The organism is Methylorubrum pseudosasae, from assembly GCF_029504475.1.
GTDB lineage: Bacteria > Pseudomonadota > Alphaproteobacteria > Rhizobiales > Beijerinckiaceae > Methylobacterium > Methylobacterium extorquens.
Genome location: NZ_JAQGDU010000002.1, coordinates 1,008,242 through 1,031,149, shown reverse-complemented (window position 1 = coordinate 1,031,149; position 22,908 = coordinate 1,008,242). Strand labels below are relative to the sequence as shown.

Genomic DNA, 22,908 nt, shown 5'->3' with positions numbered 1-22,908 from the left:
CGGCCGCGCAGCATGCCGCGGCCGGCGCCGATCGGCGTCAGACCCGCTTGGCCGCGCGTGCCGCCATCAGCGCGAAGGCGTAGATCAGGCCGACCTCCTCGAGGCGGTCGAACCGCCCGGCGGCGCCGCCATGCCCGGCCTCCATGTTGATCTTCATGAGGACCGGGCCGCCGCCGGTCATGGTGGCGCGCAGCCGCGCCACCCATTTGGCGGGCTCCCAATAGGTCACGCGCGGATCGGTGAGGCCGCCGAGCGCGAAGATCGCGGGATAGGTTTTGGCGGCGACGTTGTCGTAGGGCGAATAGGACAGGATCGTCTTGAAGGCCTCTTCGCTCTCGGCCGGGTTGCCCCATTCGGGCCATTCCGGCGGCGTCAGCGGCAGGTCCGCGTCGAGCATGGTGTTGAGCACATCGACGAAGGGCACGTCGGCGACGATGCCGGCAAACAGCTCCGGCGCGAGGTTGGCGGCCGCCCCCATCAGCATGCCGCCCGCGCTGCCGCCATGGGCGACGATCCGCCCCTGCGCGGTGTAGCCCGTCTCGATCAGCGCCCGGCCGCAGGCGACGAAATCGGTGAAGGTGTTGGGCTTCTTCTCGCGCTTGCCCTCGAGATACCAGTTCCACCCCTTTTCCGTGCCGCCGCGGACATGGGCGATGGCGTAGACGAAGCCGCGATCGACGAGGCTGAGCAGGTTGGTGCGGAAACCCGCCGGCATCAGCGTACCGTAGGAGCCGTAGCCGTAGAGCAGCAGCGGCGCCGAGCCGTCGAGGCTGAGCCCGCGGCGGTGCAGCAGCGAGATCGGCACGCTCTCGCCGTCGGGCGCGGTCGCGAACAGGCGGCGGGTGACGTAGTCGGCGGGCTCGTGGCCGCTCGGCACGCTCTGGCGCTTGCGCAGGATGCGGGCGCGGGTGACGCAATCGTAGTCGTAGGTCTCGGCCGGCGTCGTCATCGACGAGTAGCTGAAGCGGATGCGCGCCGTCTCGAACTCGTAGCCCGGCAACAGTCCGAGCGAATAGGCTTCCTCGGCGAAGGAGACGGTGTGCTCCTCGCCCTTCATGTCGCGCACGACGATGCGCGGCAGGGCGTTCTCCAGTTCGAGCCGCACGAGGTGGTTGCCGAGCACGTGCAGGTGCCGGATCATCACGCCGGCGCCGGTACGGCACCGCGTCCTGCCAATTCTCCCGCGCCGTCGCGTCGAGGGGGCAGGTGACGATCTTGAAGTCCACCGCCCCGTCGGCGTTCGTCAGGATGACGAGATACGAGCCCCAGTGCTCGACCGAGTAGATCAGCCGCTCCTCGCGGGGCGCGACGCAGGCCAGCGTGCCCTCGTCGTCGGCCCGGTCGAGCAGATGGACTTCCGCCGTCTCGTGGTCACTCGCGGTGACGGTGAGGTAGGTGCCCGACTGGGTGCGGCCGATATTCACGAAGAAGCCCGGATCGGGCTCCTCATAGACGGTCGTGTCCTGCGCCTGATCGGTGCCGAGGCGGTGGCGCATGACGCGGGCCGGACGGTGGTTCTCATCGAGCGCCACGTAGAAGAAGGCGGTGCCGGCCGCGTTCCAGACCGCCTCGCCCGCGGTCGATTCGACCCGCTCCGGGCGGTCTTCGCCGGTGTCGAGATCGCGCACGCGGATGGTGTGGAGTTCCGAGCCCTTGGTGTCGACGCCCCAGGCGAGCAGGCGGTGGTCGTCGGAATGGGCAGCACCCGCGATCTCGAAGAAGGCGAGCCCCTCCCCTTCCCGGTCGCCATCGAGCAAAATCTGCTCGCCGATCTCGCCATCCTCCGGCTCCTCGGCGATGCGGTGGACGGTGCGCGGACGCCGGCAGATCAGCGGATGCTGGCCGCCCTCGCGGTGGCGGGAGTAATAGGCAAAGGGTCCGTCGGGCTCGGGCACTGAGGCATCGTCCTCACGGATGCGCCCGCGCATTTCGGCGACCAGAGTTTTGCGCAGGTCGGCGGAGCCGCACAGCGCCGCCTCGGCATAGGCGTTCTCGGCCTCGAGATAGGCGCGGATGTCGGGGGCCAGGGCCGACGGGTCCTTCAGCACCGCGCGCCAGTTCTCGGCCTTCAGCCAGGCGAACGGGTCTTCGACGCGCCGTCCGAAGAGCTCGAAGACGTGCGGGCGCGTCTCGGCAACGGGCGCCTCGGGCGGCAGAGCGAAGGGGGGTGGCTCGAAGGTCATCGCCGGACTCCGGTGGGAACGCTTGTGTGGCAGCGCTTTGATAAACGCGGCCGATACCAGGCGGTGTGCCGTGCGACGGCCGTGGCCGCAAGGCTGGCAAACGAGCCGCCCCTTCGTCGCGCCCTCGCCGCGACGCGAGAGCGATGAGGGCGGGCGGGCCGCCGCCCCGGAAGCGATGTCGAGCATTCACGACAAATTGCGCACGTCCCAGATCGCGAGGAATCCGTTCAGTTGTGCATACCGGCCCCGTCTTGCAGGTCTAATTTGGATGTTCTAGGTAGAACCCGTGACTGCGGGGGCGTCACGCCAAACCGAAATCAAGCGGCACCATTGCACAGGCCGATAGGTACCTGTCCGTTTCCGTCTTCGCACAGGATGATGGACCGGATCGATTGCGCGCGATGCACCGCCAAGGGACAACCACGAACATGAACGAAACCGAGACGCCGGTCGATTACGTCGCTCTCACGGCCGACATCGTCGCCGCCTATGTGAGCAACAATCCGGTGCCGGCCGCCGAACTTGCGGGTCTGATCGGCAACATCCACGGCGCCCTGATCCAGGTCGGAACGGGCCGGGCCGCCGCGCCGCAGCCCGTGGCCCAGGAGGCGCTTCAGCCGGCCGTGCCGATCAAGAAGTCGATCCAGCCGGACTATCTCGTCTGTCTGGAAGATGGGCGGACCTTCAAGTCGCTGAAGCGGCACCTGCGCGCCAAATACAACCTCTCCCCCGAGCAGTATCGCGCCAAGTGGGGCCTCTCGCCCGACTACCCGATGGTGGCGCCGAACTATGCCAAGGCCCGCTCCGACCTCGCCAAGGCGATCGGCCTCGGCCAGGTGCGGCCCGGCTACGACGCGGCCGCCTGAGGTTTCGCCCGGCCCTCACGCGAAGCCAGCTGCGCCGCCCTGTTCAGGGCCGGCGCAGCGGCGGCTCATGCGGGCGGAGATTGACGAATCGGGTTATCAACAACAAAGTCGTGGAACGGCACAACTTCTGCTGCATTGCCCCCACATGAGCGACGACAGCCCCTCCGAACAACTTGCCAAGACCAATGAAGCGCTCGCAGAGTGGGCAGCCCGCTCTGCCTGCGACAGTGACCGTCTGATCGATCGCTTCGAGCAGATGGGATACGCGGTGCGCGGCAAGTCCGAGGACGAGATCGCCGAGATCCTCAAGAAGCCGCCGACGAAGCCGTCTCAGGCCTGAAACCACCGGAAACCGGCAGCGTGACGGTGCAACCAGAGGCAGTATCAAAGTCTGTCAAGACTTGTATTAGGACGATTTTCCCTTAGCCTCCCGTAGCGGTTCCGGTTCGGGTGGTACGATGTCAAAAGAACAAAACACGAACAAAACGGGCGGTCTCGGACGCGAGGCCGAACGCCTGCTGGCGGCGCTGGCGCCTGAAGGTGCCTACGCCTTCCCCGATCCGAGTGCGCCGGAAACGCTGATCGTGCGCAGCGGCGGACGCGGAGTGTCGTTGGGTGCCGGCCGTTTCCCGGTACGGGCCGGCGAAGCGCTGGTGGCGGCGGATCTCGCGTCGCGGGACGACGGGCGGCGCAACCGGCTGGTCATCGGGGCGGCCGGGCGCGCCCGCTTGCGGCGGGCGGAAATCGGCGGGCCGGACAGCTTCCGATTGCAGCATCTCGCCGTGGTCCGGGAAGGCACGGGCGACGGGGAACGCGTGCGGGATACAGCGGAGAGCCCGCTGGCCTGGATGGCGCGGCGGCGCGGGCGCGACGGCGAGCCGATGATCGATGCGGCCACCTTCGCGGCGGGTGAGCGACTGCGCCACGACCTCGCCTCGGCGCAGATGATGCCGCAGCTCTCAACCGACTGGACCGCCCCGCGCGTCGATGGCGGCGGCCCGCGCGATCCGAGCTCGGGGTCCGACCGGGTCATCGCCGCGCGACAGCGGGTGGATCTCGCGCTGGCGGCGGTGGGCTCGGATCTGTCGGGGCTTCTGATCGACCTGTGCGGCTTTCTCAAAGGCCTCGAGCGGATCGAGGCGGAGCGGCGCTGGCCGGCCCGTTCCGCCAAGGTGGTAGCCCGGATCGCTCTCGGGCGGCTCGCCGAGCATTACGGCCTCGCACGCGAGGCGACGGGGCCGGAGCGGGCCCGCACCCGCGCTTGGCGCCTCAAGACGGACCAGCCGCCGGCCTCGTCCTGAGACTCTTCCGCCCGCCGCCGTCAGATCTCGTGGCGGGTCAGTTCAGCGTCTGAAGGCGGCCCGCATCCTTCCGGATGCGGTCCACCATCGCGCGCACGCCGTTCGAGCGCTTCGACGTGATGTGCGAGCCGAAATCGAGACGCTTGAGCAAGTCGAAGCCGTCGGCCTTGATCGCCTCGTCGGGCGTCTTCCCCTCGTAGAGCGCCACCATCAGCGCGACGAAGCCCTTCACGATGTGGGAATCGCTATCCCCTTCGAGCTTCAGCGCCGGGTGGCCCGCGTCTTTCTTCAGCGACACGTCGATCCACACCTGGCTCTCGCAGCCGGAGACGCGGTTGTCCTCGACCTTCGCCGCTTCGGGCATTTTCGGCATCAGCTTACCGAGTTCGATGACATACTCGTAGCGATCCATCGGATCGTCGAGGATCTCGAAGTTCTCGATGATGGTGTCGAGGTCGGGAAGCATGGCACTCGCGTTCAGGCGCGTCTGGGAATCGAACCCGATATAGCGATCGCAGGCCGAGGCCGCGAGGCACCCGCCTGCGCCGATTGTATCAGCTCAGTGAGGGCGAGATCGTCGGGGCCACGTCGGCGCGAACCTCGGGCAACTGCAGATGAAGCGGATCAGCCTCCGTGGCGGTGCCGCAGACCGCGATCTCGGCCTGCGCGGCGTAGGCCGCGATGAGACGGGGGCCAAGCTTCGGCACCCCCTCACGTCCCGCGGCCGCGGCCTCGCCGGCACCGGAGATCACCGAGAGGCGCACAGGCGCGCCGGCCGCGGCATCGATGCGGATCGAGATGCCGCAGGTCACCGTCTCCGTCGTGGCATCGAGACATTCCGCGACGACCTCGGCCACGATCATGCCGAGCGCGTTGGCGGTGCGCGGCTCGACCAGGCTCGTTCCGTCTCCCTCGACCGTCACGCCGATCCGCCCGGCCCGACGCAACTGTCCGAGCCCGGAGGCGAGCCGGTGCAGATAGTCGCGCAGATCGATCGAGGCGATATGCGGCGCCTCGTGCAGATGCTGCTGCACCAGGGCGATCGCCCGCACCCGCTGACCCAGGGCATCGAAGCTGCCACGGCAGGCCTCGGGCGCGGCGCGGCCGTAGAGGCCGATCAGGCTCACCATCACCTGAAGATTGTTGCGCACCCGGTGATAGATTTCTGCGAGCAGCGTCTCCTTCTCGACCAAGGCGTGCTCAGCATGCTCCTCGGCGTTCTTCCGATCGGTGATGTCGAAGCACGAGCCGAGATAGCCGTGGAAGACGCCGTTCTCCTCAAGCGGACGGCCGGTATCGAGAAGCCAGCGATAGGCCCCGTCGTGACGGCGCAGCCGAAACTCCACGGTGAAGGGAAGGCGCGACTCGACGGCCTTCTCGACGATTTCGGCGTGCCGGTTGAAATCGTCCGGGTGCACGCCACCGCGCCAGCCGTCGGCGATCTCCTCGGCGAGCGGGCGGCCGGTGAACTGGAGCCAGCACTCGTTGTGATAGGTCGAACGCCCGCTCTCATCCGTACGCCACATCATCAGCGGTACGTGGTCGGCGAACCGGCGAAAGCCGTCGCCGAGGTCGAACGGGGTGTCCGCCCCATGATTCCCCGAAAGTCCGCCCTGTGGCGTGTCAGCACCCATACCGCTCGTCTGTTCGCTTATCGCAGCCTGGAAACGACGTTCTCTTCGCGCCGGTCAACGTGCGCGGTGTTGGGCCGTTCCGGGCCTTCCACAAGTCGATGTGTCCTGTCGGCCGGAAAAGCTCCCGTTACAAGCCACGGTGAGACCAAGTTTCACGAAAGCTCCATCATCTCGCGGATGCGCGCGGCGAGCCGTTCGACCGGAAACGGCTTGGTGATCATCTGCATGTCCGGATCGAGCGGGCCCCCGCCGAACGTCGCGTTCTCGGCATATCCCGTCATGAACAGCACCCTCAGTTCGGGCCGCAGGGTGCGGGCGTGGTCTGCGAGCTGGCGCCCGTTGAGGCCGGGCAGGCCGACATCGGTGACCAGAAGATCGATCCGGGCGGAGGATCGCACGATCTCCAGGCCGGACGGCCCGTCCGGTGCCTCGATCGCGCGGTAGCCGAGTTCGCGCAGCACTTCCACGACGAGGTCGCGCACCACCAACTCGTCCTCGACCACGAGGACCGTCTCGTTCCGCTCCGAGCGCACCGGCTCGGGTGGCAAGGCCGACGCGCGCTCGGACGACAGCGCACCACGGTAGCGGGGCAGGCAGATCGTCACCGTCGTCCCCCGGCCGGGCTCGGACACGATCCGGGCATGTCCCTCCGACTGACGGGCGAAACCGTAGATCATCGACAGGCCGAGACCGGTCCCCATGCCGAGGGGCTTGGTCGTGAAGAACGGCTCGAAGGCCCGGGCCGCGACTTCCGGCGGCATACCGTGGCCCGTATCGGTGACGCGGATGCAGACATAGGCACCTTCGCGGGCGCCCGAATGCAGGCTGAGATCGGCGGGCCCGAGATGGGCATTGCTGGTCTCGACCACGAGCCGGCCGCCCTCCGGCATGGCGTCGCGCGCGTTGATGGCGAGGTTGAGCACCGCGTTCTCGAGCTGGTGCGGATCGCAGAGAGTGGGCCAGAGGCCCTCCGTCGCGATGATATCGAGATGGACCTGCTCGGGGAGCGCGCGCCGCAGCATTTCCTCCATGCCGGCCAGCAGCACATTCACATCGACGGGCTTCTGTTCGAGCGGCTGGCGCCGGGCGAAGGCGAGCAGGCGATGAGTCAGCGACGCGGCCCGGTGCGCCGAGGTGAGGGCCGCCCCGGCATAGCGCTCCAAGGTGTCGATCCGACCCTGGGCGATGCGGGTCTGCATCAGGTCGAGCGAACCGATGATGCCCGTCAGGAGGTTGTTGAAGTCGTGGGCGATGCCGCCGGTCAACTGACCGACCGCCTCCATCTTCTGCGCCTGCCACAATTGCTCCTCGGCAAGCCGCTGGTCGGTGATGTCGCGGCCGACGATATGGAAGCAGCCGCTCTCGGGCACCGCCGTCCACATCACCGTGCGGCGGCGTCCGTCCTTGCTGAGGATGCGATCGACGAAATCGGTGATCTGGTCGCTCCCGGCGAGCCGTGCCAGCACGGCACCGGTGCCGGCATGGTCCTCGGGGTCGATGAAATCGAGGAAGGGGCGTTCGAGCAGCTCCTGCTCGCTCCAGCCGAGCAGGCGCCCCCAAGCCGGATTGACGCTGCGGAGATGGCCGTCGAGGCCGGCCGTCCCCATCAGGTCATTGGTGGTCTGCCAGAGGCGGTCGCGCTCGCGCGTGCGCTCGCCGACCTCGCGCTCCAGCATCGCCTCGATGCGCTTGGCATCCGAGATGTCGGTGACGAACAGGTAGGCCCCGTCGGTCGAGCCGTCCGGCATCGGTCGCGGCAGGTAGCGGATGTCGGCGATACGCGGGCTGCCGTCCCGGCGCGGCCAAGCCCGCTCGGCGCGCACGTCGCGGCCGGCGCGGGCGCTTTCGAAGCGTGGCCGCGCCTCGGCGAAATCCGCCGGCCCGATCAGCGCGGCGAGCGTCTGCCCGACCGACTCCGCCGGGGCGACGCCGAACCAGTCGGCGCTGGCGGCATTGGCGAAGCGGCACACGCCGTCCGCATCGAACAGGGCGATCAGGACCGGCAGCGAATCGGCGATCAGACGCAGTTCGCGGGCATTGGCGCGCTCGGCCTGCTCGGCGCGGGCGCGCTCGGCGGCATGGCCGACGCGCTGGGCGACATCCTCGACCAGCCCGATCTCTTCGGCACGCCAGACCCGCGGCTTCGGCTCGTGCAGGTAGAGGATCGCCCGCAACCGCCCCTCGCGGATCAGCGGCACGACGACGAGCGACCGGCAGCCGATCGAATCCCACGTCGCCGCATAATCGTGCCCGGCCCGCGGGTCGGCGTAGCAATCCTCCACCACGAGGGTGAGCCCGGCCCGCAGTTCCGCGATCACCGCCGGGCCGAACCCGTCGAGGATGCGCGACGCGCCCGCGAGGCTGGGCACCGACGGGGCGCGGGTCCAGTCGCGCTCGACCCGCACGATCTCGCCGGTCTCGTCGATCTCGCCGTAGCCGGCCCGCGCCACGCCGATATGGGCGCCGAGCGTCGCGGCCGCGGCCAGCGTCACCGCCTGCGGCTCGTCCGCCTCCCGCAGCCGGTCGTTCAGGCCGAGCAGGAAGGCTTGGCGTTCTTCGGCGAGCTTGCGGTCGTGGATATCGGTGCAGGTGCCGAACCAGCGCACGATCCGCCCCTCCGGATCGCGCACCGGCTGTGCCCGGCCGAGCACCCAGCGGTAGAGGCCGGAGCGGTGCCGCAGGCGGTACTCGATCTGGTAGTTTTCACCCGTGGCGAGGGCGTGCTGCCATGCCGCCCAGGCCCGCTCACGGTCATCGGGATGGAACATGCCGTTCCAGGCCTCGCCGTCCGTCGTGCCGGCGGGGACGCCGGTGAACGCGTACCAGCGCTCGTTATAGAAGTCGTGGTAGCCGTCGGGCCGCGTCGACCAGATCATCTGATCGACCGAATTGATGATGCCGCGGAAACGGTCCTGGCTGTCGCGGAGCGCCTGCTCGATGCGCTTGCGCTCGGTGATGTCGAAGCTGACGCCGGGGAAGTGGCGCGGCGTCCCATCCTCGCCGAGGGTGCAGCGACCCTGCGCGGCAACCCAGCGGATACTGCCATCGCCCTGAACGAGGCGGTACTCCGCATCGAACTGCCCGCCCGTGCCGAAGACCGCCTCGATGCTCGCTTTCAGGCTTGGCAGGTCGTCGGGGTGCACGCCGGAAAAGAATGCGGCGATGGGCGCCCCGGCCGCTGCCATCTCCGGATCGACGCCATAGAGCGCAGCAAAGCGCGGATCAGCGGTGACGCGATCGGCTGCGACGTCCCAATCCCAGATGCCGATACTGCCTCCGGCCGAGAGCGCCATCTCAAGACGCTCGTCGCTGCGGCGGCGCGCCTGCTCAGCCAGCACCTCGGCGGTCGTCTCCGCCGTGACGCAGATCATGCCATTGATGCGGCCCGCATCGTCACGCACCGGCGAATAGGTGAAGCTCCACCAGCTCTGTTCGGGTACCCCGTAGCGGTCCATGAGGAGCGGCAGGTTGCGCTGGGCCACGCTTTCGCCGCGCAAAGTGGCATCGACCAGCGGGCCGATATCCTCCCACAGGTCGGCCCAGATCTCGCGAAAGCGCGCACCGAGGGCTCGGGGCAAGCGGTCGCCGAAGACCGGCCGGTAGGCATCGTTGAAGAAGGAAATCCCCTCGGGTCCCCAGGCGAGGAACATCGCGGCCGGGCAGGCCAGCATCGTCGCCAGCGTCGTGCGGAGGGAGACCGGCCAATCCTCCAGCGGACCGAGCGGTGTGTCCGACCAGGGATACGCGAGGATCTCCCGGCCCGTCTGCCCGCCCTCCTCAAGGAAGCGCAGGGACGCCGGCACGCCCTCGCCGTTGCGCATTCGGGTCATCGAACGACCTTCCGCCGGCCTTGGACGCGATCTGAACCGGGGGCGGGCACGGCGGCTGCGGACCGATGGGATAGAGAGGGCTCCCTCGCAGATATCTCCCTTGCGACAGGTTGTATCCGAGAAGGCTGGCGAGGGCTGTGCATCCGATCCTTGCGGCGGATCAATGCGGAACCCGCCGAAACAAGCTTTGTGAGTCTTCGATCGGACACGGGCGTCGGGCAGACGATTCCGACATGACGGACATGACACACAACAAATGTGGTATTCGCTGCGTCGCCGAAAACGGAACCTGCATCATCACCCACGAAACCTAGTCCTTTTTTGCATTGCAATAAGTTCGAACGATCATAATCAGCCGTTCGGATCATGAAATGTCGTCGAAGTGCTTGCCTCATGCGGCGAGACGTGCATTCTACCCCTCGTCCGTATCAGACCCGGCGAGAGAGCCCAGTTCGGCCCAACATGCCGTTCATGGCGTCGAGGAGCGACCGCCCCCGGAAGCTTCGAGGCACAATCCCGCAAGGGTTGGACGATCTGGAGGGTGGCGCTTCGGCACCGCTCCGAAGGACCTTCCAAACCGGCCGAGGCGCCGGGAGGTCCCCAGGAACCCATGACAGAGGGGGGCACGAAGTGCTGGCAGCGGGCATTTCGAATGCCCGGACGTCGTGGGGAGCCTGATGAACACGGACGATTTCGCCTACGATTTCGACGCGCCCGATTCGGACTGGAACTACGAGCCGTCGCGGGCCGATCTGTTCCGGCAGATCGACGCGCCACTCTATACCACCGATTCCAACGGCTGGCTGACCTACTACAACGAAGCCGCCGCACAGCATTTGGGGGTTCCGCCCCGTGATCGGCAAGGCGCGCTGGTGCGGGGCTTGGCGGTTGTTCGAGGCCGACGGCGCGCCGCTGCCGCACGACCTGTCGCCGATGGCGCTCACCCTCAAAGGCGCGCGGCCGGTGCGCGGCGTCCAGATCGGCCTCGAACGGCCGGACGGGAGCCGGATGGCGTTCCTGCCTTACCCGACGGCATTGCGCGACGGGACGGGCGCCGTGGTGGGGGGATGCAACATCCTCCTCGCCGTCGAGCGTTCGAGCCTGCGCGTTCCGCTCCGCGGGGCGCTCCAGGGCCGGCCGACGCTTCGGGCCGCCCAACTTGCGAGCATGCACAGATGTTCGGCGTGAGCTTGCCGCGTCTGCCTCGGCGATCCACCTCGTTCGAGCGAAGCGATCCGCAGGATGTCTCCCCGGATCGCCTTGCCGCCTGAGGAACTTGCCGCCTGAGAAACAGGAGGAAGCCATGTCGGTCGATACCAACTGGAGCCTCGACGCCGTCCAGAGCCTGCGCAGCATGGCCCGCGACGGCATACCCCTCTCCGTCATCAGCCTGCGGCTCAAGCGGCCGGTCGATGCGGTCTGCGCCAAGCTTGCTGAACTCGGCATCACGCCCAAGCTCGAGCTTTGACCGGACGGGCGCCGGGGCATCGCGCCCGGGCGCCCACCCTCCGGACCTACCAGGTTCCGGTGTTCTCCATGGAGGCCCACGGCTCCTGCGGCGGCTTCGCTCCGCCCTTCTGCAGGATCTCGATGGAAATGCCGTCGGGCGAGCGCACGAAGGCCATGTACCCGTCGCGCGGCGGCCGGTTGATGGTCACGCCCGCATCCTTCAGCCGCTGGCAGAAGGCGTAGATGTCATCGACCTGATAGGCGAGGTGCCCGAAGTTGCGCCCGCCGGAATAGGTCTCCGGATCCCAATTGTAGGTCAGCTCGATCAGCGGCGACTTCGTCGCCTCGGCCCGCTCGACATCCCCCGGAGCGGCGAGGAAGACGAGGGTGAAGCGGCCCTTCTCGTTCTCGACGCGCCGGACCTCCTTGAGCCCGAAGGCATCGACGTAGAAGGCGAGCGCGCGGTCGAGGTCCGCCACGCGAACCATCGTGTGCAAGTATTCCATGGCCACACCGGATGATGACAGGGATGGCCGGCTATCTGGCCCGGCACGCAAACCCGTCAACGGGGCGACCGATCAGGCTCCTGCGCGGCCTGTCGGCCAGCGGCGGCCAAATGGCCGTTCGACCGGCGCCGGCCGCCGGATTCGACCGGACTGCCGGTGAATAACACACATTCAGGAAAACGCTTCTCTTGTGGCAATTGCTTGATCCAATTACCTTCGCTATCGCGTCTTGCAAGCTTTTCATTAGATTATAGTGACATGGTATTGAAAAATATAAGACATTCCCTCGAAACTGACTTAGCGCCGATGCATATTATTGCATTCAAGAGCTTTTGTTTCCCGAAATGGCATCGGCCAAGATGCGCTTCGTCCTTGCCTGCGATGATGGTCGAGCCGAGCATGTCGCGACCGGGAGACGGCGCATGATTGCCGGCTCGGTCATCCGGGGGGTCGGAGAGGTCGAACACGCGACCCCCGAGCAGATCCTGGCCCATCCCGACTTTGCCGCGGCGCGCCGCGTCTTCGTCTCGGAACATGCGAAGGTCTACGAATCCGGCGTGTTTCCCGCCCAGTTCGGCGCCGATGCGGGGCGGGTGACCACCCTCGCCATCATCGTCTGTCAGCATGCCAATTACGATCCGGCGGACCGGGCGACCTGGCCGACGCTGAGCCTGCTCAAGGAGACGGTTGCCCGTTTCGGCTTCGCCAGTCCGAGGCTGATCGACAGCTTCGTCGCGCGCCTCGTGCAGACCAACTATCTCGAACTCCGGCAGCAGCCGGGGGACAGCCGCGTGCGCCTCCTGTTTCCGACCGAGCGCCTCCTGGCCTGGGATCGCGAGTGGAAGGCCGCCCACTACGCACCGCTCGATATTCTCTACCCCGATCCGGGTTTCGAACCGGCGCGGCGACGCGACTTGGACTTCCAGGCGGCCCACGCCCGATCCGCCGTCGCAGCCTTCGACGCGATCATCGCCATGATGTGGAGCAACCTCGAGATCATCGTCTTTCTCAGCAGCACGAGCGCGCTGATCATCCTGCTGACGCTCTCGGAGATGGGCGGCAGCGGCCCGGAGAGCCGCATCCGCGGATCGGACCTCGTCCATCTCGCGCCGCGCTTCGCCGTCTCCCTGAGCCATGTGCGCAACATTCTGGCCGTTGCGCAGGAGCGGAATTTCCTCGTCCGCTCGGGGCCGCGCAACGCCTACATCCACCTCACCCCGCACTGGGTCGCCGCGTTCGACCGCTTCATCGCGGGCAGCCTGGCGCAGAGCGACCTGACCTACCGGCTCGCCCTTCGGCATCAGGCGAAACAGGCTGTCTCCACGGCCTGATCGATCCGCAACGGATTCCGCTCGGCAGGGATCGCCTCTAGAAGACGGGACGCTTTTCCCGACGGCGAGTCCAAACCGATGCGCACCGAGACGCCCCCGACCGTTCGCCTCGAAGACTACCGCCCGAGCGACCACCTCATCGACCGGGTCGAGCTCGACGTGCGCCTCGATCCGCACGACACCCGCGTGACCGCAACCCTGGCGCTGCGCCCGAACCCGGCGGGCCGTGCGGGTGCGCCCCTCGTTCTCGACGGCGACGACCTCACGCTGCTGGCGCTCGAACTCGACGGGCAGGCGCCGGCGCCGGACGCCGTCCGGGCCGATGCCTCGGGCCTGACGCTGCACAGGCCGCCGCAGCGTCCGTTCACCCTGCGGATCGAGACCCGGCTCGACCCCACCGCCAACACCCGGCTGATGGGCCTCTACCGCTCCAACGGCGTCTACTGCACCCAGTGCGAGGCCGACGGCTTCCGGCGGATCACCTACTTCCTGGACCGGCCGGACGTGCTGTCGGTCTACACCACCCGCATCGAGGCGGAGCGGGAGGCCGCCCCGGTCCTGCTCGGCAACGGCAATCCGGTCGAGGCCGGTACGGTGCCGGGGACGGACCGGCATTACGCGGTCTGGCACGACCCGCTGCCGAAGCCCGCCTACCTGTTCGCCCTGGTAGGCGGGCGGCTCGACCGGGTGGCCAAGCCCTTCACCACCATGGAGGGCCGCGCGGTCGAGATCGCGGTCTATGTCGAGCCGGGAAAGGCGGACCGGGCCGCCTACGCGCTGGACGCGGTGGAACGCTCCATGGCCTGGGACGAGACGGCGTTCGGCCGTGCCTACGACCTCGACCTGTTCAACGTCGTGGCCGTCTCCGACTTCAACATGGGGGCGATGGAGAACAAGGGCCTCAACATCTTCAACGACAAATACGTCCTCGCCAGTCCTGAGACCGCGACCGACGGCGACTACGCCGCGATCGAGGCGATCATCGCCCACGAGTACTTCCACAACTGGTCGGGCAATCGCGTCACCTGCCGCGACTGGTTCCAGCTCTGCCTGAAGGAGGGCCTCACCGTCTTCCGCGACCAGGAATTCTCCTCCGACATGCGCTCGCGCGCCGTCCACCGGATCGCCGAGGTGCGTAACCTGCGCGCCCGCCAGTTTCCCGAGGATGCGGGGCCGCTGGCCCATCCGGTGCGGCCGAAGCAATATGCCGAGATCAACAACTTCTACACGGCGACCGTCTACGAGAAGGGCGCCGAGATCGTCCGGATGCTGCGCACGCTGATCGGCGAGACCGCGTTCCGCGCCGGCATGGACCGCTACTTCGCCGACAACGACGGCACGGCCGCCACCGTCGAGGACTTTTTGAAGGCGTTCGAGGCCGTGACCGGCCGCGACCTCTCGCGCTTCGCCGAATGGTACGAACGGCCGGGCACGCCGCGGGTCGCCGTCTCCAGCAGCTACGACCCCGCGGCTCGGACCTACCGCCTCGCCTTCCGCCAGACGCGCCCCGGCGCCGGGGCGGATGCGCCGCCCCTCGTCATCCCGATCGGCCTCGGCCTCGTCGGCCCGGATGGCCCGCTCGACGGCCCGCTCGGCACCCCCTTCGCCGAGCGAGTCGAGAATGGCGTGTTCGTGCTCGAGACAGCCGAGGATGCCATCACCTTCGAGAATGTCGCCGTGGAGCCCGTGCCGTCGCTGTTTCGCGCGTTCTCCGCGCCGGTCCGCGTCGAGAACTCCCTCGACGACGCCGCGCGCCTGACCCTGCTGCGCCACGACCCCGACAGCTTCAACCGCTGGGAGGCGGCCCAGCGCATCGCCCTCGGGCTCATGACGGCGCAGGTGCGCGGCGAGACGGCCGGGGACGCGGGCGCCGACGACTTCGTCGTCGCGCTCGGCGCGTTCCTCGATGCGGAGGCCCTGCGCGACCCGGCCTTCGCCGCGCAGGTTCTGGCCCTGCCAAGCGAGGGCGACCTCGCCGACGAGATCGGAACCGAGATCGATCCGGACGCCATCTTTGCCGCGCGCCGCGATCTGCGCCGCCGCCTCGGCACGGGCCTGCGGGAGCGGCTCCTGAGCCTCCGCGAGGCTCTGGCGGAGCCGGACGGTACCCCGTTCTCGCCCGACGCGGCCGCAGCCGGACGGCGGGCCCTGCGCAACGCTGCCCTCGACCTGATCGCCGCCGCCGACCCGGAGACCGGCACGGCTCTGGCGCAGGCGCAGATCGCGCAGGCGACCAACATGACCGACCGCCTCGCCGGGCTTGCCGTCCTCGCGCTCGTGCCGGGCGAGGCACGAGAGGCGGCTTTGTCCGCCTTCGCCGAGCGCTACGCAAACGAGCCGCTGGTGCTCGACAAGTGGTTCGCGATCCAGGCGATGATCCCCGAGGACGGGACGGTGGCGCGCATCCGCCGCCTTCAGGGCCACCCGGCCTTCGCCAATACGAACCCAAATCGGGTGCGCTCCCTCGTCGGCAGCTTCAGCCTCGCCAACCCGACTCAGTTCAACCGCGCGGACGGGGCCGGTTACGCCCTCGTGGCCGAGACCGTGCTGGCGCTCGACGGCACCAACCCGCAGGTCGCCGCACGCCTGATGACCGCCTTCGGCCCCTGGCGGCGCCTCGAACCGGGGCGCCGGGCCGCGGCCGAGACGGCCCTGCGTCGCATCGCGGCCACGCCCGGACTTTCTCGTGATGTGACCGATATCGGGACGCGAAGCTTGGCCGGCTAGTTAAGGGTCTGTTGAGGAACGCGTTTCGGCACCGTGCGACCGTCAGCGGCCGCGCGGTGTCAATTCTCCACCCCAAAAACGGCGTGGACAAACGCCGGCCCGCGATGTCCATTGTGAATACGATTCGAAGCAGCCGACGCGGCTCAGGCCAAGGCGCCGTTTCCAAACAGTGCAGAGGTGTCGATATGTCGGGGGCGGTGTCCGCGTCCCTGTCCGCGCGCGCACGCGCGGACACGATCCTCGGGATCCAACGTACGACCGGCACTGCCCAGGCCCGCCTCATCCGGGCGGAGACGTGGCTTCGCTACGCGCTTCCGGCTCTGCTCGTCGTCTTCATGCTCACGCTGCTGGGCGTGGCGGCCCTGCAGATGCGCGGGCGCCACGACGAGGCGATGCGCGTGGCCACCCGCGAGGTGGAGGCCTTCGCGCGCCTCGCCGCCCTCGCCCTCTCGAACGCGTCGTCGGCCGCCGAGACGCGGCTCGAGCGCGTGCTGCCGGTCCATCTCCTGCCGGCCGGCCGCGAGGTTCTGGTGATCGGCCCCGGCGGCCGGATTCGTGCCGCCTATCCCGCGCCCGCCCCGGCCGAAACCTTCGCCGGGTATCTCGCCGACGGTGAGCCCATCGCCATTCTCGGCGAGAGCGCCGGGGCGATGACGGTGAACCTCCAGGCCGGCGGTCAGGCGGTCGTTGCAGCACGCCGCCTGTCCGACGGGATGGGCGAAGTCGCGGTCGTCCAAAGGTTCGAGCCGCTGGCCGACAATTGGTGGCGGATGTTCGGCCACCACGCGGTCTCCCTCTCGGCCATCGCCCTGGTGCTGGCGGGCATGGCCACCGCCTACATCCTGCAGACGCAGCGGGCGCAGGCGGCGGACGAGGTCTGCGATCTCGTCAAGCAGCGCCTCGACACGGCGCTCGGCCGCGGCCGCTGCGGCCTCTGGGACTGGGACATCGCCCGCGGCACGATCTTCTGGTCGGACTCGATGTATGCCCTGCTCGGCTACACGCCGGAAAAGGATCTCCTTTCCTTCGGCGACGTGAACGCCCTGCTGCACGCCGAGGACGGCGACCTCTACAGCCTCGCCCGCCACCTCGCCGCGAGCCACGCGACCGTCGATCACGAGTTCCGCATCCGCGACGCGTCCGGCGAGTGGATCTGGCTGCGCACCCGCGCGGAAATCGTCGAGGATGCGGTCGACGGCAGCCGCCATCTCGTCGGCATCGCTATGGACGTGACCGAGCAACGCCGCCTCGCCGAGTTTACCGCCACCGCCGACATGCGCCTGCGCGACGCGGTGGAGGCGGTCTCCGAAGCCTTCGTGCTGTGGGACGCCAGCAACCGGCTGGTGCTGTGCAACTCGAAGTTCCGCGACCTGCACGCCCTGGCCAGCGAGGATGCGGTGCCCGGCCGCCGCTACGACGAGATCATGGGACGGGGCGCCCTCCCCCCCGTGCGCCGGGGCATTCCGGGTTCGGAACGCGGCCCGTCGCGCACCTTCGAGGTGGAGCTGACGGACGGACGCTGGCTCCAGGTCAGCGAGCGGCGGACCAAGGACGGCGGTTACGTTTCGGTCGGCACCGACATCACCAGCCTCAAGCGCCACCAGGAGCAGCTCGTCACGTCGGAACGCGAGCTGATCGAGACGGTCAAGGATCTCAAGCGATCCCGTCGCACCCTGGAAACCCAGACGCAGCAGCTCGCCGACCTCGCCGAGCGTCATCTCGACCAGAAGGCCCGCGCCGAGATCGCCAATCAGGCCAAATCCGAGTTCCTGGCCAATATGAGCCACGAGCTGCGCACGCCGCTCAACGCCATCATGGGCTTTGCCGAGCTGATGGAGAGCGAGGTCTACGGATCGCTCGGCTCGCCCCGCTACGCCGATTATTGCCGCGACATCCAGCAGAGCGGCACCTACCTGCTCTCGGTCATCGACGACATCCTGCACATGTCGCGCATCGAGGCGAAGCGGGTGAAGCTCGTGCGCCGCGACATCGACCTCGGCACGGCCCTGACCTCCGCGTTGACCTTGGTGGCCAAGGAGGCGGCGAGCAAATCCGTCTCCATCGATCTCGAATTGGCCGGCACCCTGCACGTGCTGGCCGACGAGCGGGCGCTCCAGCAGATCCTGCTCAACATCATCCAGAACGCGGTGAAGTTCACCCCGGAGCGGGGCCGCGTCGCCCTGCGCGGCCGCTCCTGCAACGGCTTCGTCCACCTGTTCATCGGCGATACCGGCATCGGTATCCCGAAGACGGCGATCTCCAAGCTCGGCCGGCCGTTCGAGCAGGTCGAGACCAACCTGACCCGCAGCTACAAGGGCTCCGGCCTCGGCCTCGCCATCGCCCGTTCCACCGCGGAGCTGCATGGCGGGTCGCTGCGCATCCGCTCCGAGGAAGGGATCGGCACCCTGGTGCTGGTGCGCCTGCCGATGCCGACGCCCGAGCGCCTCGCCGAGGTCGCACGGGAGGCCGAGCGGGACACGCTCCAGGCGATCGGCGAGATGACCGGCGTGGCCCGGACTGAGGGCGACAGAATCGCGGCCCTCTGAGGATCGGCCCGGCGGGTGCGTCGCGATCCCGTGACGGGCGATGTCGATGCGGCGCGTCACCCCGAACGCTGGCACTCCGCGCGGCGAAAAGGATCTGCCACAGTCGCCGGAAGCCGACGCGGGCGCTGTACGCGTAGACCGATTCGACGCTCCGATTTCGACGCCCCGGACAGGTCCGCGTGGGGACCACTTCGTCGGAATGCGCTCTCGCCTGTCCGCAGATCGGTCAGCTCTACGCCGGACAGTGATCGTCCGGTTGTCATCGTCGTGGTGGAGGATCGGCTTCGAGAGGATTGGCCCGTCCTTGGCATCCTTTCCCCGCTCGTAAGACAATAGGGCGTGGCGCAGCCGTGCCGTCACGCCCGGCCGGCGAAGAGTCCGACCCGCCCTGCTCAAACGGAAGCCTCGATGCCCGCACCCTCCACGATCGACCTCATCGGCGCACCGATCGAGATCGGAACGAGCGAGCCCGGAGCCGTGATGGGGCCGGCGGCCCTGCGCACCGCCGGATTGCTGCGGGTGCTTCGGGATCTGGGCTTCACGGTCCGCGACCAGGGTGACTTGGCCCCCGACTGCACGCCGGGCCAGCGCGACCTTCCGGCGATCCGCTCCTGGATGACCGAAATCTCGCGGGCGGTGGAAACGGCCCTGGACGGCGGAAGCCTGCCGCTCGTGGCGGGCGGCGACCACAGCCTGTCGCTCGGCTCGATCGACGGGGCGCTGCGCCATTGCGGCCGCTCCGGGCGGCCGGTCTTCGTGCTGTGGCTCGACGCCCATGCCGACTTCAACACCCTGGAGACATCGCCCTCCGGCAACGTCCACGGGATGCCGCTGGCCGCCCTGTGCGGCGAGCCCGGTTTCGTCGACCTGTTCGACGGTGGTGAACGCCCGCTGCTCGATCCGCGGCGCATCCACTTGTTCGGCCTGCGCTCGATCGATGCCGGCGAGCGGGCCATTGTCACGCAGCGGCAGGTGAACGTCATCGATATGCGGACCATCGACGAATTCGGCGTGGTCGCGCCGCTGCGCCGCATCCTCGACCGGGTCGCGGCCGCGAACGGCCACCTGCATGTCAGCTTCGACGTGGATTTCCTCGACCCCGCCATCGCGCCGGGCGTCGGCACGACGGTGCCGGGCGGGGCAACGTTCCGCGAAGCGCATCTCATCATGGAGATGCTGTGCGATTCAGGGCTGGTCGGCTCCCTCGACGTGGTGGAGCTGAACCCCTTCCTCGACGAGCGCGGGCGCAGCGCCCGGGCGCTCGTCGAGCTGGTGGCGAGCCTGTTCGGTCGCCGCATCATCGACCGGCCGACCGAGCCGCCGCTGGAGGCGTGACCGACCTCGGCCGATGTCCTCGTGCCCCGAGGCGTCAGCCGATTTCCTCGTGCCACGTGCGGCCGTCGCGCTCGATTAGCGCGATCGAGGCGGTCGGTCCCCAGCTTCCGGCGGCGTAGGGGCGCGGCGGGTCCGGGCGGTCGGCCCAGGCCTTGAGCAGGGTGTCGGCCCAGGCCCAGGCCACCTCCACCTCGTCACGGCGCATGAACAGGGTGGCGTTGCCGCGCACCACGTCCATCAGAAGCCGCTCGTAGGCGTCGGGATAGCGCTGCTTGAACGTCTCCTCGAACGAGATGTCGAGATTGGTCGGGCGCAGGCGCATGCCGCCGGGGCCCGGATCCTTGGTCATCACTTCGAGCTTCATCCCCTCCTCCGGCTGGAGCCGGATGACGAGGCGGTTCGGCTCGCGCCCGAAGGCGTCGTTCGGGAAGATCGAGAAGGGCGAGGCGCGGAACTGCACCACGATCTCGGACAGCTTCTTCGGCAAGCGCTTGCCGGTGCGCACGTAGAACGGCACCCCCGCCCAGCGCCCGCTGCGCACTTCGAGCTTGAGGGCGACGAAGGTCTCGGTGCGGCTCGCGGCATTGCTGCCGAGGTCGGTGTGGTAGCTCTCCACCGGACGGCCGCTGACCGCGCCGGCCACGTACTGCCCCCGCACGGTCACGCTCTGCACGTCGGCGGCGGTGATGGGCTTGAGGGCGCGCAGCACCTTCAGCTTCTCGTCGCGCACGGAGTTCGCGTCGAGCGAGATCGGGCTCTCCATCGCCGTGAGGCAGAGGAGCTGGAGGATATGGTTCTGCACCATATCGCGCAGGGCGCCGGAGGTGTCGTAGTAGCCGCCGCGCCCCTCGACGCCGACCGTTTCGCCCACCGTGATCTGCACGTGGTCGATCACGTCGGCGTTCCAGAGCCGCTCGAAGATCGTGTTAGCAAAGCGCAGGGCTAGCAGGTTCTGCACCGTCTCCTTGCCGAGATAGTGGTCGATGCGGAAGATCTGGCTCTCGGGAAACACCGCGCCGACGGCATCGTTGATGGCGCGGGCCGATTTCAGGTCCTTGCCGATCGGCTTTTCGAGCACGACGCGGCTGTTCTCACCGATCAGCCCGTAGCGGTCGAGGTTGCGGCAGATCGCGCCGTAGAGATCGGGCGAGGTGGCGAGATAGTAGGGCCGGATCCGGTCGGGGCGCTCGTCGAGCAGGCGCTTGAGGTCGTCCCAGCCCTCGTCGCCCAGGGCATCGATCGCGACGTAGAACAGGTGATCGAGGAAGCCGGCGAGGCGCGCGTCGTCGATCTCGGCCGGCGGCACGAAGCTCTTCAGGGCATCGCGGGCGTGCTCCCGGAACTCCTCCACGCTCATGTGGCTGCGCGACGCGCCGATGATGCGGCTCGTCTCCGGGATCTGGGCGTCGCGATAGCGCTGGTAGAGGGCCGGCAGGAGTTTGCGCTGCGTCAGGTCGCCGGTTGCGCCGAACACGACGTAATCGAAGGGCGAGACGGGGATGATGGTGGCCAAGCGCGGCTCCCATGTTTCGCGCAGGATGGTTTCGCGCGGGATTCGAGGTGCCGGTCGTCAGCAGAAACGGCTCCTGCGGCCCCGCGGCTCACACCCGAGAGGTTGCCGAAGCTCGAAAAGCCCCGGCACGCTGGGTTATCGGTTCACGGCGACGCCTTGCAAGTGCGCTGCCGAACAAACAAGCCGAGACGCTTGAAACGGACGGTCACCGCCACGGCGAGTCCTTCAAGGTCTGCGGAAGCGCGACCCCATCGCCCGCCCGCGGCTCCATCGTCTCAGTCGGGCGAGATGCGGCTGCGGCGCGTGCCAATGGAGCTGTAGTTCGGGGTCGGCTTCGAGGCCGGCCCATCGGCCGGTGCCTTCTTCTCTTCGACGACCGGCAGCTTGGCGATGCGTTCGATGCGGACGCCCGCATAATTGCCCCGCCGCCAAGCGAGATTGACCCGCAGCACGAAGTCCCGGCCGATGATTCTGATCATGAAGGCGGACGGCAATTCATAGGTCGCGGGCACGCCGAGTTTGGCACCGGATTTGGAGATATCCTTGACGTTGCAGGGGATCTCGGTGCCGTCGAAAAGCCGGATCAGCGCGATCCAGTTCGTGGATGTCCGTTCCTCTCGCCGCGCGACAAGCGCCGCTTCGACCTGTGCCGCGGTCTCGTCGGCTGTCAGGTCGAAGGGGAAATCGGCAAACGGGGGCTGGGAATCCGGCATGGGGGCCCGTGGCATAAGGCTTCTTGAAACGGACGATACAAGCAAAGTGTTGATGCAACATTTGCACCGCGACAAACGTCCACCCGCAGCGTGCCTTTTCGTTGCACCACAACCGGGCATCCATCGAAGACGCACCGCGTCTCACGCCACACGCACAATGGACGCTGCCGATGCCCGCATGTGCAGCCAAGTCTGCGAAGGTATTCGCAGAAAAGTGGATTTTATCTTCCGTGATTACAGCCGCACTGCGAAACAAGCCGGCTCGTCTTGCAATGCAGCAAAAATATTGCGTGATGCGAAGCTCAAAGCCGCTTGCAAGACATGAACAACCGATTAACCTGCCCTCATCGTAACGCGTTCAAAGTTTGACCCCTGGCAGGGAGAGGTCCCGTGTCCGAGCTCATTCGCGTGAAACCGACCCAGGACGGCACCTACACCGTCTATCGCGGGTCGATGGCCCTGGTCGCGGGCCTGACGAGGCTGCAAGCCGAGCGCTACGAGGCGAGCATCGCTCACCAGCAGCGCTCGTTCTCACCCCTCGTCGGCGCCTGAAGCGTTCAAGCGACGTTTCGAGGGCGCGGCTCCGGTGACGGGGTCCGCGCCCTTCGCATGTCGGGTCATGCCGGCTCAATCAGCCGAGGCCGGTTTCCGATGCGATCCAGGCCGCGGTGTCCGGGTCGGCCCCCGAGACCGGCAGATGCAGGATGATCGGGGTTTCGTAAGGGTGACGCCGCTTCAGCTCCGCCGCCAGCGCGTCGGCCAGACTCTCCCGGGTCTTGAGGATCGCGACGACCTCGGTGCCGCGCTCGACCGCGCCTTTCCAGGCATAGACCGACTGCATCCCCGGAATCACGTTCACACAGGCCGCGAGCCGGGCGCGCACGAGAGCTTCCCCGATTTCGAGCGCGGTCGGGGCATCGGGAAAGGTCGTGTAGACGAGGAGCGGCCGCTCCATGCTATGGCTCTCCCTCGGC

18 protein-coding genes and 2 pseudogenes are annotated in these 22,908 nt (G+C 68.0%); 12 read left to right on the top strand and 8 right to left on the bottom strand.

Going from position 1 to position 22,908, the window contains the following annotated elements; all coding sequences use genetic code 11:
• Window positions 1–37 precede the first annotated feature (37 nt).
• Window positions 38–2,183: pseudogene (locus M2437_RS05690) on the bottom strand (S9 family peptidase).
• A gap of 428 nt (window positions 2,184–2,611) precedes the next feature.
• Between M2437_RS05690 and M2437_RS05685 the strand changes: the two are divergent.
• From M2437_RS05685 to M2437_RS05675, 3 genes are all read left to right on the top strand, one after another.
• Window positions 2,612–3,049 carry a Ros/MucR family transcriptional regulator gene (locus tag M2437_RS05685; RefSeq protein WP_003606492.1) on the top strand — a complete coding sequence of 146 codons (438 nt, stop codon included), beginning with the start codon at window positions 2,612–2,614 and terminating at the stop codon, window positions 3,047–3,049.
• A 145-nt stretch (window positions 3,050–3,194) separates the two neighbouring features.
• A complete protein-coding gene (locus M2437_RS05680; protein ID WP_003606491.1) occupies window positions 3,195–3,389 on the top strand; it encodes a hypothetical protein in 195 nt (64 codons plus the stop codon).
• Between the two features lie 118 nt (window positions 3,390–3,507).
• Window positions 3,508–4,350 carry a DUF6456 domain-containing protein gene (locus tag M2437_RS05675; RefSeq protein ID WP_253386774.1) on the top strand — a complete coding sequence of 281 codons (843 nt, stop codon included), beginning with the start codon at window positions 3,508–3,510 and terminating at the stop codon, window positions 4,348–4,350.
• 37 nt (window positions 4,351–4,387) lie between these two features.
• On the opposite strand, the gene M2437_RS05670 is transcribed toward M2437_RS05675, so the two are convergent.
• The 3 genes from M2437_RS05670 to M2437_RS05660 all read right to left on the bottom strand — a co-directional run bounded on the left by M2437_RS05670 (window position 4,388) and on the right by M2437_RS05660 (window position 9,814).
• Window positions 4,388–4,816, bottom strand: coding sequence for a SufE family protein (locus M2437_RS05670; protein ID WP_012252219.1), 429 nt, complete (start codon window positions 4,814–4,816; stop codon window positions 4,388–4,390).
• A gap of 88 nt (window positions 4,817–4,904) precedes the next feature.
• A complete protein-coding gene (locus tag M2437_RS05665) occupies window positions 4,905–5,984 on the bottom strand; it encodes a sensor histidine kinase (RefSeq protein ID WP_253386773.1) in 1,080 nt (359 codons plus the stop codon).
• A 152-nt stretch (window positions 5,985–6,136) separates the two neighbouring features.
• A complete protein-coding gene (locus tag M2437_RS05660) occupies window positions 6,137–9,814 on the bottom strand; it encodes a PAS domain S-box protein (protein WP_253386772.1) in 3,678 nt (1,225 codons plus the stop codon).
• Between the two features lie 677 nt (window positions 9,815–10,491).
• On the opposite strand from M2437_RS05660, the pseudogene M2437_RS05655 reads away from it, so the two are divergent.
• From M2437_RS05655 to M2437_RS05645, 3 genes and pseudogenes are all read left to right on the top strand, one after another.
• Window positions 10,492–10,638, top strand: a pseudogene (locus M2437_RS05655) (hypothetical protein); the annotation flags it as partial.
• A 28-nt stretch (window positions 10,639–10,666) separates the two neighbouring features.
• Entirely contained in the window at window positions 10,667–11,002 is a 336-nt protein-coding gene (locus tag M2437_RS05650) for a hypothetical protein (RefSeq protein ID WP_499007194.1), read from the top strand.
• Window positions 11,003–11,117: 115 nt separating this feature from the next.
• Window positions 11,118–11,282 (top strand): hypothetical protein, encoded by a 165-nt coding sequence (locus M2437_RS05645; RefSeq protein ID WP_253386771.1) that lies wholly within the window; start codon window positions 11,118–11,120, stop codon window positions 11,280–11,282.
• Between the two features lie 46 nt (window positions 11,283–11,328).
• On the opposite strand, the gene M2437_RS05640 is transcribed toward M2437_RS05645, so the two are convergent.
• On the bottom strand, window positions 11,329–11,769 hold the full coding sequence (locus tag M2437_RS05640; protein ID WP_003605558.1) for a VOC family protein: 441 nt from the start codon (window positions 11,767–11,769) through the stop codon (window positions 11,329–11,331).
• Window positions 11,770–12,191: 422 nt separating this feature from the next.
• Here M2437_RS05640 and M2437_RS05635 point away from each other — a divergent pair, with 422 nt between their 5' ends.
• The 4 genes from M2437_RS05635 to rocF all read left to right on the top strand — a co-directional run bounded on the left by M2437_RS05635 (window position 12,192) and on the right by rocF (window position 19,708).
• The gene (locus tag M2437_RS05635) at window positions 12,192–13,100 is read left to right on the top strand and encodes a hypothetical protein (RefSeq protein ID WP_056457054.1); all 909 of its coding nucleotides are present in this window, start codon (window positions 12,192–12,194) and stop codon (window positions 13,098–13,100) included.
• Window positions 13,101–13,178: 78 nt separating this feature from the next.
• Complete coding sequence (gene pepN, locus M2437_RS05630; RefSeq protein ID WP_253386770.1) at window positions 13,179–15,827, top strand: aminopeptidase N; 2,649 nt, start codon at window positions 13,179–13,181, stop codon at window positions 15,825–15,827.
• A 185-nt stretch (window positions 15,828–16,012) separates the two neighbouring features.
• Window positions 16,013–18,373: a PAS domain-containing sensor histidine kinase gene (locus M2437_RS05625; RefSeq protein ID WP_253386769.1), complete on the top strand. Its 2,361-nt coding sequence runs from the start codon at window positions 16,013–16,015 to the stop codon at window positions 18,371–18,373.
• Window positions 18,374–18,781: 408 nt separating this feature from the next.
• Window positions 18,782–19,708 carry an arginase gene (gene rocF, locus M2437_RS05620; protein ID WP_253386768.1) on the top strand — a complete coding sequence of 309 codons (927 nt, stop codon included), beginning with the start codon at window positions 18,782–18,784 and terminating at the stop codon, window positions 19,706–19,708.
• A gap of 34 nt (window positions 19,709–19,742) precedes the next feature.
• Here the strand turns inward: rocF and zwf are convergent, their stop codons facing one another.
• A complete protein-coding gene (gene zwf, locus M2437_RS05615; RefSeq protein WP_012605578.1) occupies window positions 19,743–21,221 on the bottom strand; it encodes a glucose-6-phosphate dehydrogenase in 1,479 nt (492 codons plus the stop codon).
• A gap of 275 nt (window positions 21,222–21,496) precedes the next feature.
• A complete protein-coding gene (locus tag M2437_RS05610; RefSeq protein WP_244413478.1) occupies window positions 21,497–21,934 on the bottom strand; it encodes a PilZ domain-containing protein in 438 nt (145 codons plus the stop codon).
• 157 nt (window positions 21,935–22,091) lie between these two features.
• Here M2437_RS05610 and M2437_RS05605 point away from each other — a divergent pair, with 157 nt between their 5' ends.
• Entirely contained in the window at window positions 22,092–22,259 is a 168-nt protein-coding gene (locus tag M2437_RS05605) for a hypothetical protein (RefSeq protein WP_277570228.1), read from the top strand.
• A gap of 65 nt (window positions 22,260–22,324) precedes the next feature.
• Entirely contained in the window at window positions 22,325–22,486 is a 162-nt protein-coding gene (locus tag M2437_RS05600) for a hypothetical protein (protein ID WP_003604956.1), read from the top strand.
• A 79-nt stretch (window positions 22,487–22,565) separates the two neighbouring features.
• Here the strand turns inward: M2437_RS05600 and cutA are convergent, their stop codons facing one another.
• Window positions 22,566–22,889, bottom strand: a complete 324-nt coding sequence (gene cutA, locus M2437_RS05595) for a divalent-cation tolerance protein CutA (RefSeq protein WP_253386767.1) — start codon at window positions 22,887–22,889, stop codon at window positions 22,566–22,568.
• Window positions 22,890–22,908: the final 19 nt, after the last annotated feature.